The 12,119-nt window shown below is 67.6% G+C and carries 12 protein-coding genes and 1 riboswitch; of the genes, 11 read left to right on the forward strand and 1 reads right to left on the reverse strand.

Annotated elements, in window-relative coordinates:
- The 10 genes from P7V53_RS01010 to P7V53_RS01055 all read left to right on the forward strand — a co-directional run bounded on the left by P7V53_RS01010 (position 1) and on the right by P7V53_RS01055 (position 10,707).
- Positions 1–1,083 (forward strand): ABC transporter ATP-binding protein, encoded by a 1,083-nt coding sequence (locus tag P7V53_RS01010; protein ID WP_280153614.1) that lies wholly within the window; start codon positions 1–3, stop codon positions 1,081–1,083.
- Between the two features lie 121 nt (positions 1,084–1,204).
- Complete coding sequence (locus tag P7V53_RS01015) at positions 1,205–2,095, forward strand: sugar ABC transporter permease (RefSeq protein ID WP_280153615.1); 891 nt, start codon at positions 1,205–1,207, stop codon at positions 2,093–2,095.
- Positions 2,088–2,972 (forward strand): carbohydrate ABC transporter permease, encoded by an 885-nt coding sequence (locus P7V53_RS01020; RefSeq protein ID WP_280153616.1) that lies wholly within the window; start codon positions 2,088–2,090, stop codon positions 2,970–2,972. The genes P7V53_RS01015 and P7V53_RS01020 overlap by 8 nt, the downstream gene beginning before the upstream one ends.
- Positions 2,972–3,280: a DUF2160 domain-containing protein gene (locus tag P7V53_RS01025; RefSeq protein ID WP_280153617.1), complete on the forward strand. Its 309-nt coding sequence runs from the start codon at positions 2,972–2,974 to the stop codon at positions 3,278–3,280. The genes P7V53_RS01020 and P7V53_RS01025 overlap by 1 nt, the downstream gene beginning before the upstream one ends.
- Before the next feature lie 98 nt (positions 3,281–3,378).
- Complete coding sequence (locus P7V53_RS01030) at positions 3,379–5,112, forward strand: ABC transporter substrate-binding protein (protein WP_280153619.1); 1,734 nt, start codon at positions 3,379–3,381, stop codon at positions 5,110–5,112.
- Positions 5,113–5,467: 355 nt separating this feature from the next.
- Positions 5,468–5,617, forward strand: a complete 150-nt coding sequence (locus P7V53_RS01035; protein WP_280153620.1) for a hypothetical protein — start codon at positions 5,468–5,470, stop codon at positions 5,615–5,617.
- A gap of 70 nt (positions 5,618–5,687) precedes the next feature.
- The gene (locus tag P7V53_RS01040; protein ID WP_280153621.1) at positions 5,688–6,371 is read left to right on the forward strand and encodes an alpha/beta family hydrolase; all 684 of its coding nucleotides are present in this window, start codon (positions 5,688–5,690) and stop codon (positions 6,369–6,371) included.
- Positions 6,347–8,908, forward strand: a complete 2,562-nt coding sequence (gene ligD, locus P7V53_RS01045) for a DNA ligase D (protein ID WP_280153622.1) — start codon at positions 6,347–6,349, stop codon at positions 8,906–8,908. The genes P7V53_RS01040 and ligD overlap by 25 nt, the downstream gene beginning before the upstream one ends.
- Before the next feature lie 90 nt (positions 8,909–8,998).
- Positions 8,999–9,898, forward strand: coding sequence for a Ku protein (locus P7V53_RS01050; RefSeq protein WP_280153623.1), 900 nt, complete (start codon positions 8,999–9,001; stop codon positions 9,896–9,898).
- 11 nt (positions 9,899–9,909) lie between these two features.
- Positions 9,910–10,707 (forward strand): tetratricopeptide repeat protein, encoded by a 798-nt coding sequence (locus tag P7V53_RS01055; RefSeq protein WP_280153624.1) that lies wholly within the window; start codon positions 9,910–9,912, stop codon positions 10,705–10,707.
- Between the two features lie 22 nt (positions 10,708–10,729).
- Here P7V53_RS01055 and P7V53_RS01060 read toward each other — a convergent pair whose 3' ends face one another.
- On the reverse strand, positions 10,730–11,287 hold the full coding sequence (locus P7V53_RS01060) for a putative glycolipid-binding domain-containing protein (protein ID WP_280153625.1): 558 nt from the start codon (positions 11,285–11,287) through the stop codon (positions 10,730–10,732).
- A 91-nt stretch (positions 11,288–11,378) separates the two neighbouring features.
- A riboswitch (FMN riboswitch) is annotated at positions 11,379–11,535 on the forward strand.
- A 79-nt stretch (positions 11,536–11,614) separates the two neighbouring features.
- On the opposite strand from P7V53_RS01060, the gene P7V53_RS01065 reads away from it, so the two are divergent.
- Positions 11,615–12,106, forward strand: a complete 492-nt coding sequence (locus tag P7V53_RS01065) for a 6,7-dimethyl-8-ribityllumazine synthase (protein WP_280153626.1) — start codon at positions 11,615–11,617, stop codon at positions 12,104–12,106.
- Positions 12,107–12,119: the final 13 nt, after the last annotated feature.

Raw genomic sequence — 12,119 nt, forward strand, 5'->3', positions numbered from 1 at the left:
ATGTCGCGAATCGACCTTGACCTGGCGCACGCCTACAAGCCCAACCCGCAGCGCGACGAGGACTATGCGCTGCTGCCGTTGAAGATGAGCTTCGAGGACGGCGGCGCCTATGCGCTGCTGGGTCCTTCCGGCTGCGGCAAGACCACGATGCTCAACATCGTGTCCGGCCTCGTCACGCCGTCGCACGGCAGCGTGAAGTTCAACGGCGCGGACGTCACGCTGAAGACACCGCAGGAGCGCAACATCGCGCAGGTGTTCCAGTTCCCCGTCATCTACGACACGATGACGGTGGCTCAGAACCTGGCGTTCCCGCTGCGCAACCGCGGCGTCGCGCCCGAGAAGATCAGGCACCGCGTCGGCGCCATCGCCGAGATGCTCGAGATGAGCGGCCAGCTCGACATGCGCGCCGCCGGACTCGCGGCCGATGCCAAGCAGAAGATCTCGCTCGGCCGCGGCCTGGTGCGCGAGGACGTGAGCGCGGTGCTGTTCGACGAGCCGCTCACGGTGATCGATCCGCACCTGAAATGGCAGCTGCGCCGCAAGCTCAAGCAGATCCATCATGAGCTCAAGCTGACGCTGATCTACGTCACGCACGACCAGGTGGAGGCGCTGACCTTCGCCGACCAGGTCGTGGTCATGACGCGCGGCCGCGCGGTGCAGGTCGGAACCGCCTCCGAGCTGTTCGAGCGGCCGCAGCACACCTTCGTCGGAAATTTCATCGGCTCGCCGGGCATGAACTTCCTCAAGGCGGCGTGGAAGGACGATGCGATCGAAGTCGCGGGCCACCGGCTGCGCGGCGACCAGCATCGGCAGGCGTTGGCGTCGGTGGGCGAGTTCACGCTCGGCGTGCGGCCGGAGTACGTGCAGCTCGCTGCCCGGGGCCAGCCCGACGCGCTGCCAGCGAAGGTGCAGAAGGCTCAGGACATCGGCACGTACCAGCTCGTCACGGCCGTCAGCGGCGATTCCGTGATCCGCGCGCGCCTCAGCCCCGAGTCGAAGACGCCGGCCGTGGGCGAGGACGTGTGGCTGCACGTGCTGGGCACGCACACCTGCTTCTACAAGAACGAGGAGCTGATCGCATGAGGCGACTTGCGCCGACGCTCGCCCCCGGTCCCTCTGCCGCGAGCGGCAGGGGGAAGAAACACGCCACGACCACCCTCTCTCTACCGCGTGCGGCACAGGGCCGGGGCGAGGGCTGCAACCCATGAAACCCATCAATCAAAAGGCCTGGTTCCTGATCCTGCCCGTCATCCTGTGCGTGGCCTTCTCGGCCATCCTGCCGCTGATGACGGTCGTCAACTACTCGGTGCAGGACATCATCTCGCCGGAACGACGCGTGTTCGTCGGCACCGAGTGGTTCAAGGCAGTGATGCGCGACGACGACCTGCAGGGTGCGCTGCTGCGCCAGATCACTTTCTCCTTCGCGGTGCTGCTGGTGGAGATTCCGCTGGGCATCGCGCTCGCGCTGTCGATGCCGGCCAAGGGCTGGCAGGCGTCGGCGGTGCTGGTCATCGTCGCCATCTCGCTGCTCATTCCATGGAACGTCGTCGGCACGATCTGGCAGATCTACGGGCGCACCGACATCGGCCTGATGGGCGCGGCGTTGGCTTCGCTGGGCATCGACTACAACTACACCGGCCATGCGACGGACGCCTGGCTCACCGTGCTGCTGATGGACGTGTGGCACTGGACGCCGCTGGTCGCGCTGCTGTGCTACGCGGGTCTGCGCGCCATCCCCGATGCCTACTACCAGGCCGCCCGCATCGACGGGGCCAGCAAGTTGGCGGTGTTCCGCTACATCCAGCTGCCCAAGCTGCGCGGCGTGCTGATGATCGCGGTGCTGCTGCGCTTCATGGACAGCTTCATGATCTACACCGAGCCTTTCGTGCTGACGGGTGGCGGGCCCGGCAACGCGACGACCTTCCTGTCGCAGTACCTCACGCAGAAGGCGGTCGGCCAGTTCGACCTGGGTCCGGCGGCGGCCTTCTCGCTCATCTACTTCCTCATCATCCTGCTGCTGTGCTTCATCCTCTACAACTGGATGCAGCGCGTCGGCCAGGGCGATGCCACCAACGCAGGAGCCGCCCATGGATAGGCTCGATCCCAGCCGGCTCGAGCCGGTGCCGGTGCCGGCGGCGGCGCCCACGCTGCGCAAGGCCGCGAGCGGCGTGCGCTTGCAAAAGCGCGTGGTGTTCCTGGCGCTCTACCTCGTCTTCGCCATCCTGCCGGTGTACTGGATGGTCAACATGTCGTTCAAGACGAACGTCGAGATCCTGACCACCTTCAGCCTGATCCCGCAGGACTTCACCTGGGACCACTACAAGACGATCTTCACCGACGAGAGCTGGTACTCCGGCTACATCAACTCGCTGATCTACGTCGGCATCAACACGGTGATCTCCCTGCTGGTGGCGCTGCCGGCCGCCTACGCGTTCTCGCGCTATTCGTTCCTCGGCGACAAGCATGTCTTCTTCTGGCTGCTCACCAACCGCATGACGCCGCCGGCGGTGTTCCTGCTGCCGTTCTTCCAGCTCTACACGACGCTGGGCCTCATGGACACGCACATCGCGGTGGCGCTGGCGCATCTGCTGTTCAACGTGCCGCTGGCGGTGTGGATCCTCGAAGGCTTCATGAGCGGCGTGCCGCGCGAGATCGACGAGACGGCCTACATCGACGGCTACTCGTTCCCGCGCTTCTTCCTGACGATCTTCATTCCGCTGATCAAGGCGGGCGTCGGCGTCGCGGCCTTCTTCTGCTTCATGTTCAGCTGGGTCGAGCTGCTGATGGCGCGCACGCTGACCAGCGTCAACGCCAAGCCTATCGTCGCGACGATGACGCGCACGGTGTCGGCGTCCGGCATGGACTGGGGCGTTCTGGCCGCCGCCGGCGTGCTGACCATCGTGCCGGGCGCGATCGTCATCTGGTTCGTGCGGCACTACATCGCCAAGGGCTTCGCGATGGGGAGAGTGTGATGTTCGAGTGGATGGCATGGACGCTGCCCGTGGCGGTGTTCTTCACCTGCATCGTGCTGATGCTGGTCGGCATGACGGTGTGGGAGTTCAAGTCGCCGACGGTGATGCGCAAAGGGTTCCTCCCGATACCGACGACGCGCGGCGATCGTTTGTTCATTGGCCTGCTGACCGCGGCCTACGTGAACCTGCTGTTCGTCGCGTTGAGCGAAAGGATGGTCAGGTGGTTCTCGCTCAGCGAGGAACCTTCCGTGTGGATCAGCTTCATCGTGTCGATGGCGCTGCTCGCACTGATCATGCGAAGGGGTTAGCAGTCAGCGGTTCTCTTTCGGGAACAGGCATCCGGCCAGTTCTTCCCAGCCGGCGTGTCGATCGATGAAACGGGAAGCTCTCTCTTGAGGAGACAACGATGAAAGTGCGCTTGAATGCCGTGGCCTTTGCAGCCGCTGCCTTGGTCCTGGGCCAGGGCGCAGTGGCGGGTGAGGCCGAGGCCAAGAAGTGGGTCGACAGCGAGTTCCAGCCGTCCACGCTGAGCAAGGATCAGCAGATGGCCGAGATGAAGTTCTTCATCGACGCCGCCAAGAAGCTGCAGGGCAAGGGCGTCAAGGAGATCTCGGTCGTCTCCGAGACCATCACCACGCACGAATACGAGTCGAAGACGCTGGCGAAGGCCTTCGAGGAGATCACCGGCATCAAGGTCAAGCATGACCTGATCCAGGAAGGCGACGTCGTCGAGAAGCTGCAGACCTCGATGCAGTCGGGCAAGTCCATCTACGACGGCTGGATCTCCGACAGCGACCTGATCGGCACGCACTACCGCTACGGCAAGGTGATGAACCTCACCGACTACATGGCCGGCAAGGGCAAGGAGTACACCAACCCCGGTCTCGACCTGAAGGACTTCATCGGCACCAAGTTCACGACCGCTCCGGACGGCAAGCTGTACCAGCTGCCCGACCAGCAGTTCGCCAACCTGTACTGGTTCCGGGCCGACCTGTTCGCGCGCAAGGACCTGCAGGACAAGTTCAAGGCCAAGTACGGCTACGACCTCGGCGTGCCGCTGAACTGGAGCGCCTACGAGGACATCGCCGAGTTCTTCACCAACGACGTGAAGCAGATCGACGGCAAGCCGATCTACGGCCACATGGACTACGGCAAGAAGGATCCGTCGCTCGGCTGGCGCTTCACCGACGCGTGGCTCTCGATGGCCGGCACGGCCGACATCGGAACCCCGAACGGCTTGCCGATCGACGAGTGGGGCATCCGCGTCGGGGACGACAAGTGCACGCCGGTCGGGGCTTCGGTGGCACGCGGCGGCGCGACCAACTCGCCGGCGGCGGTCTACGCACTGACGAAGTACGTCGACTGGATGAAGAAGTACGCACCCAAGGAAGCGACCGGCATGACCTTCGGCGAGGCCGGCCCGGTGCCCGCGCAGGGCCAGATCGCGCAGCAGATCTTCTGGTACACGGCCTTCACCGCCGACATGACCAAGAAGGGCCTGCCGGTGGTCAACGAGGACGGCACGCCGAAGTGGCGCATGGCGCCCGGCCCGAACGGCCCGTACTGGAAGCAGGGCATGCAGAACGGCTACCAGGACGTCGGCTCGTGGACCTTCTTCGCCAACCACGACGAGAACCGCACGGCGGCCGCCTGGCTGTACGCGCAGTTCATCACCGCCAAGACCACCTCGCTGAAGAAGACCATCGTCGGCCTCACGCCGATCCGCGAGTCGGACATCCAGAGCAAGGCGATGACCGACCTGGCGCCCAAGCTGGGCGGTCTGGTCGAGTTCTACCGCAGCCCGGCCCGTGTGGCCTGGTCGCCCACCGGCACCAACGTGCCCGACTACCCGAAGCTGGCGCAGCTCTGGTGGAAGAACGTGGCGGTGGCGGTGACCGGCGAGAAGACGCCGCAGGCGGCGATGGACACGCTGGCCGACGAGATGGACCAGGTGATGGGCCGCCTCGAGCGCGCCGGCATGGCCAAGTGCGCGCCCAAGCTCAACGCAAAGGGCAGTCCCGACAAGTGGCTGAGCGACAAGCATGCGCCGTGGAAGAAGCTCGCCAACGAGAAGCCCAAGGGCGAGACCATCCAGTACGAGAAGCTGCTCGGTGCGTGGAAGGAAGGCAAGGTGCGCTGAGCGCGCGCTCCGTCCGAACCAGAAGTGAGCGGCCGGCGTGAAGGCCGCTCTTGTGCCCTCGATGCGCGAGTGTCGAGGGCTTTTTCGTTTCAGTGAGACGCGCTGCCCTCGCACACGCCCTCTTCCTCTTTCGTGGAATTGTTCCGGCCCGCCGAGCGGTTGCGCAGCGCGCTCGAGCGCGCCTATGGACGAGTAGGACTGCGCCGCGTCCACCGCACGGCCGGGTCCGACTGCCAGCCGGCAGCGGTGCGCCGAAACTGACCTTGATCCACGCCATGAACACAAGGAGCAGCACCATGACTTTCACCGCGAAAACCGCCCGCTGCGGGTGCTTGGGCGACGAGGAGGGCCGGCGATGATCCGCAAGCTCGCCAGCGGCGAGTACCGGCTGTACTCGCGCAAGAAGGACCCCAAGACCGGCAAGCGTCGCAACCTCGGCACCTTCGACACGCTGGAGCAAGCCCGCCAGCACGAGCGCGAGGTGCAGTACTTCAAGCGGCATTGAGCGTCGGTCCGGCACGGCTGCGCGAACGGTGAGCCGGCGCGACAATGGGCGCGCCGCTTCGCCTGCCGCCATGGACGCTCCCGCAGCCCAGCCCGTCACGATTGCCATCAACGACACGCAGAGCGTGTCCGGGCTGCTCCACGCGCCACGCGAGGCGCGTGCCGCGTATGTGCTCGCGCACGGCGCGGGCGCCGGCATGGCGCATCCCTTCATGGCCGCCATCGCGCAGGGCCTCGCCGAGCGCAACATCGCGAGCCTGCGCTACCAGTTTCCCTACATGGAGCGCGGCTCCAGGCGTCCCGACGCGCCCGCCGTGGCGCACGCCGCGGTGCGCGCCGCCGTCGCGCATGCCGCGGCGGCCTGGCCGACGCTGCCGCTCTTCGCGGGGGGGAAGTCCTTCGGGGGCCGCATGACGTCACAGGCGCAGGCCGCGTCGCCGCTGCCCGGCGTGCGCGGGCTGGTGTTCCTCGGCTTCCCGCTGCATCCGGCCGGCGAGCCGTCGTCGCAGCGCGGCGAGCACCTGGCGCAGGTGCGCTGCCCGATGCTGTTCCTGCAGGGCACGCGCGACGAGCTGGCCGATCTGCCCCTGGTGCGCGCGCTGGCCGAGGACCTCGGCGATCGTGCCACGCTGCACCTGGTCGCCGATGCAGATCATTCCTTCCATGTGCCTGCGCGCAGCGGCCGCAACGACGCGGCGGTGCGACAGGAGATGCTCGACCGCGTCGCCGAATGGATCAGCCGCGTGCCCGCGTGAAGCGCAGCAAGGCCGGGGTCGCCCCGGATCCGCTGCAGCGCTATGCCGCCAAGCGCAACTTCGCCGTCACGCCCGAGCCGAAGGCGCAACGCGCGCAGCCGGCCGAGGCGCTCGGCTTCGTCATCCAGAAGCACTGGGCCACCCGCCTGCACTACGACTTCCGCCTCGAGCTCGATGGGGTGCTGCTGAGCTGGGCCGTGCCCAAGGGACCAAGCTTCGATCCCGCCGAGAAGCGCATGGCGGTGCACGTCGAGGATCATCCGGTGTCGTACGGCAGCTTCGAGGGCACCATCCCGCCCAGGCAGTACGGCGCGGGCACGGTCATCGTCTGGGACCGCGGCACCTGGGAACCCGTCGGCGATCCGCGTGAAGGCATGGCCAAGGGCAAGCTGGTGTTCCGCCTGCACGGCGAGAAGCTGGCGGGCCTGTGGGAGCTGGTGCGCATCGCCAAGCCCGGCGACAGGCAGGATCCGTGGATGCTGTTCAAGAAGCGCGACGAATGGGCGCGCCCGCTGGCCGAGTACGACGTGATCGCGGCCCTGCCCGACAGCGTCGTCGAGAAGCCGCTCGGCCTGCTCGAGCAGCGGCAGCCGCGCAGCGCCGTGACGGCTGCCGGCTCTGCGGTGCAGTCGGCGGCGCAGCTGCCGGGCGCGGTGAAAGCCGCACTGCCGGCCGCGCTGTCGCCGCAGCTCGCCACCCCCGCGCAAGCGCCCCCGACGCAGGGCGAGTGGATCTACGAGCTCAAGCTCGACGGCTACCGGCTGCTGGCGCGCATCGACGAGCGCGGGCGCGCCAGGCTCATCACCCGCAACGGCCACGACTGGACCGCGAAGATGAAGCCGCTGGCCGAGGCGGTGGAGGCGCTCGGCGTGCGCTCGGCGTGGCTCGACGGCGAGATCGTCGTGCTTGACGACAAGGGCACGCCCAACTTCAACCTGCTGCAGAACGCCTTCGACGCGGCGCGCACCGAGGCGATCCGGTATTTCCTGTTCGACCTGCCGTTCGCCGACGGGCATGACCTGCGCCGCGTGCCGCTGCATGCGCGTCGCGCGCTGCTGAAGCAGCGGCTCGACGGTCACGACAGCGACCACCTGCGCCTGAGTGCCGACTTCCCGGTCGACCCGGCCAGCCTGCTGCACTCGGTGGCCCAGCTCGGCCTGGAAGGCATCATCGCCAAGCGGGCCGATGCGCCGTACGTGTCCGATCGAACGAACACCTGGCTGAAGCTGAAGACCAGCGAGCGGCAAGAGTTCGTGGTCGGCGGCTTCTCCGACCGCGCCGGCTCGACAGGCGAAGTGGGCAGCCTCCTGCTCGGCTACTACGACGACGCCGGCGTGCTGCGCTACGCGGGCAACGTCGGCACCGGCTGGAACGCGAGTGCGGCGGCCGAGCTGCACAAGAAGCTCGTGGATCTGGAGACCAAGGCGTCGCCGTTCGAGCCGGGCAGCGTGCAGCCCGGCCGCTGGTCGCGGCTGACGCTCGGACGCGAGCGCTGGGTGCGGCCTTCGGTGGTGGTCGAGGTGCGTTTCGCCGGATGGACGCCCGACGGCAGCGTGCGCCACGCGGTGTTCATGGGCGTGCGCACCGACAAGCCGCCGCGCACGGTGCGTCGTGAGCGCGATTCGGCGGTGCAGGTGGCCGCCGTGTCGCCGAACCGCGTCGGCAGCGTCAAGGTCTCCAACCCCGAGCGGATCATCGATCCGTCTTCCGGGCTGAAGAAGCTCGACCTGGTGCGCTACTACGAAAGCGTCGCCGAGTGGATGCTGCCGCATCTGAAGGCCCGGCCGGTCGCCCTGGTGCGCGGGCCGACCGGCATCGCCGGCGAGCTGTTCTTCCAGAAGCACGACGACAAGCTGAGCATCTCGGGGCTGCGGGAGCTCGATCCGTCGTACTGGCCCGGCCACCCGCCGATGCTGGAAGTGCCGACGGCCGAGGCGCTCGTCAGCGCCGCGCAGATGAACGTCATCGAGTTCCACACCTGGAACTCGACGACGCGGCGGATCGACAAGCCCGACCGCATCGTGTTCGACCTCGATCCCGGCGAGGGCGTCAGCTGGTCGCGCGTGCAGGAAGCGGCCGTGCTCACCCGCACGCTGCTCGACGAGCTGGGCCTGAAGGCATGGCTCAAGACCAGCGGCGGCAAGGGGCTGCATGTCGTCGTGCCGATCGCGGCCAGGCTCGACTACGACACGGTCAAGGCGTTCTCGCAGGCCGTGGTGCAGCACCTCGCGCAGACCGTGCCGTCGCGCTTCGTCGCCAAGAGCGGTGCCTCCAACCGGGTCGGCAAGGTGTTCGTCGATTACCTGCGCAACACCCTGGGTGCGACCACCGCCGCCGCGTTCTCGGCGCGGGCGCGTCCGGGCCTGGGCGTGTCGATGCCGGTGGCGTGGGAGCAGCTTTCCGCGCTGAAGAGCGGCGCGCAGTGGAGCATCGCGACGGCGCGCGAGTACCTGTCGTTCCAGAAGAGCGATCCCTGGGCGGACTACTGGAAAGCCAGGCAGACCTTGACCAAGGCGATGAAGACGCTGCAGCGATAGGGTCGTCACCCCGCAACAACACCTGCGTGGCGTGGATGCACCATTGGCGGTAACCTTTACGCCCTCCCGTTCGAACCGAAAGGTGCCGCCATGGCAGCCCGTTCCATCGCAACGCTTTCGCTCAGCTTCGGTCTGGTGTCGATCCCGGTGAAGGTTTTCTCGGCCACCGAAACGTCCGGCAGCGTCAGCTTCAACCTGCTGCACAACTGCGGCTCGCGGCTCAAGCAGCAGTACGTCTGCCTGAAGGAGGGCGTGGTCGTCGAGCGCGCCGACATGATCAAGGGCTACGAGTTCGACAAGGACCGCTACGTCACGTTCACGCCCACCGAGCTGAAGGCGCTGGAGGAGTCGGCGCGGCACACCATCGACATCATCTCCTTCATCCCGCTCGCGGCGGTCGACCCCATCTATTACGACAAGGCCTACTACCTGGCCCCCGACAAGCGCGGCGCCAAGCCGTACCGGCTGCTGATGGAAGCGATGCGCGAGAGCGGGCGCTGCGCGCTGGCGCGCTGGGTATGGAAGGGCAAGCAGTACGTCGTGCAGGTGCGGCCGGGCGAGGACGGGCTCATCCTGCAGCAGCTGCTGTACGCCGACGAGGTGCGCTCCATGAAGGACCTCGACATCGAGGGCGCCGACATCCAGAAGCCGGAGCTGCAGCTCGCACTGCAGCTGATCGACCAGATCTCGGCCGACACCTACGACCCGAGCGAGTTCCACGACGAAGAGAAGCAGCGCGTGCTCAAGGCCATCGACGAGAAGATCGAAGGCAAGCAGATCGTCGTCAACGAAGCGGCCGCCGAGCCGGCCGGCGGCCAGATCATCGACCTCACCGAGGCGCTGCGCGCAAGCCTCAGCTCGCGCAAGCCCCCCGCCAAGGCCGCGCCCGAGCCCGCGGCAGAGCCGGCCAAGGAGCGCAAGGCGCCCAAGCGCGCCGCGACCGCGGCGGCGCCCGAGGCGCCGCCGGCGCGGGCGCGCGCACGCAAGTGACGCATCGCTGAATGGAGACGTACAGCCTGCGCGACCTCCAGGACATGCTGGGCGTTTCGAAGGCCGTCATCAGCGGTCTCGTCGCGTCGGGTTTCGTCACGCCGAGCCGCGGCAAGCACCGCGAATACCGCTTCAGCTTCCAGGACGTGGTGCTGCTGCGCACCGCGCACAGCCTGCAGGCGGCACACATTGCGCCGCGCAAGATCCTGCGCTCGCTGAAGCACCTGAAGGCCACGCTGCCCGAGGAGCTGCCGCTGACCGGCCTGCGCATCACCGCCGTCGGCAACGAGATCGCGGTGAAGCAGGGCGCCACGCAGTGGCACGCCGATTCGGGGCAGCTGCTGATGGACTTCGAGGTGCTGCCCGCGCAGGGCACGGTGAGCTTCCTGTCGCGCGTGCCGCAGGAAAGCACCGACTGGTTCCAGCGCGGCATCGAGCTCGAAGCCAGCGACAAGCGCTCCGCCGAGCAGGCCTATCGCCGCGCCATCGCCGACGAGCCGGGCTGCGCCGACGCCTACCTGAACCTCGGCGTGCTGCTGTGCGACGCGCAGCGCTGCGACGAGGCGGTGACGCTGTACCGCAGCGGCCTGCGGCACTGTCCCGACGAGCCGCTGCTGCATTTCAATCTCGCGGTGGCGCTGGAGGACCTGGACCGGATCGAGGACGCGCTGGCCGCCTACGAGCGCTGCATGAGCCTGTCGCCGGGATTCGCGGACGCGCACTACAACGCGGCGCGGCTGCACGAGATGCTGGGTCACGCGACGAAGGCGATCCGGCACTACAGCGAGTACCGGCGGTTGCAGCGGTGAGCAGCGAAGCACAAGCGCGACCTCAGCGCACCGCAGACCACAGTCCCGGGTACTCCACGATCAAGGCGTCCCCGTCCACCACCAGCACCCCTTCATACGCCGGCGCTCCCCGGTAATCGAACCGCCGCTCGTCGAGGCGCCGATAGCTCTGCTCCAGCCGCTGCAGGCGCAGGTCCGGAAATTCCATCCACGCGGCGGGCGCGGGCACCGTCACGCCGAGCGGCAGCTCGAGCCGGCGCAGCAGGATCAGATTGGTGGCCGGCGTGAAGCCCAGGTCGATGTCGACGCAGCCGCTCGCCAGCGGCTGCTCCACCCCGTTGAGCGTCCACCGACCGCCTTCCAGCGCCGCGATCGCCACCTCGATCCGGTCGGCGCCGGACCAGCCGGCGACCGATGCGGCCACGCTGCGCCACTGCGCATCGGCGTCCACCTGGTACTGGAGCTGGCACGGGACGTTTTCCTGCCGGAACACCGCCGTCCCGCTCAGGCGCCAGCCGTGCGGCAGGCGCCGCACGAGGCAGGCGTCGTGTCCCGGCGTGTCCAGCCGTTGCCACAGTGCGCTTGCAACCGTCTCGCTCATGCCCATCTCCTTGCGTGGTGTGATGTAGCGGGTGTGACATCGCGCCGGGCAGCGCCTTCCTAGAATCATCGCGCCGGCCCTTGCGGGCTGGCAGCGTTCTCAGGGCGGGGCGGAATTCCCCACCGGCGGTATCTGCGCGACAGCGCAGGAGCCCGCGAGCGCCCGGCCGTCGGCACGATGGGCGGGGTCAGCAGACCTGGTGCGAGGCCAGGGCCGACGGTCACAGTCCGGATGAAAGAGAAACGCGACTGCGCTGCCGCACATGATGCGTCGGCCGCGCCGTCTCGCGCGCCCTGGTTCTGGTCGTCACTTCGAAAGAGGAAACCCATGAATCAGATCCTTCCGTCGTTCCCGGACCAACCGCCGCGTGTGGCGGTCGTGTGTTCGGCCTGGCATCGTGACATCGTCGATCGCGCCCGGCAGGCCTTGCTGTCGGAGTTCGAGCGAAGTCGGCTGCCCGCAGGCCAGGTCGACCACTTCGAGGTCCCCGGCGCCTTCGAGATTCCGCTGCATGCGAAGAAGCTCGCACAGAGCGGCCGCTACGACGCCATCGTCGCCTGCGGACTCGTGGTCAACGGTGGCATCTACCGGCACGAGTTCGTCGCATCGGCCGTCATCGACGGCTTGATGCAGGTGCAGCTGGAAACCGGCGTGCCGGTGCTGTCGGCCGTGCTGACGCCGCGCGACTTTCACGAACACGAAGACCACCAGCGCTTCTTCGGCGAGCACTTCGTGAAGAAGGGTGCCGAGGTGGCTCGCGCCTGCCTGCAGACCATCGAGCGCATGAGGGCGATCGATCCGGCGGGTGCCCTGCGCTGACGACGTCGAATCC

It is taken from the genome of Piscinibacter sp. XHJ-5 (assembly GCF_029855045.1).
In the GTDB taxonomy this organism is placed as follows: Bacteria; Pseudomonadota; Gammaproteobacteria; order Burkholderiales; family Burkholderiaceae_C; genus Albitalea.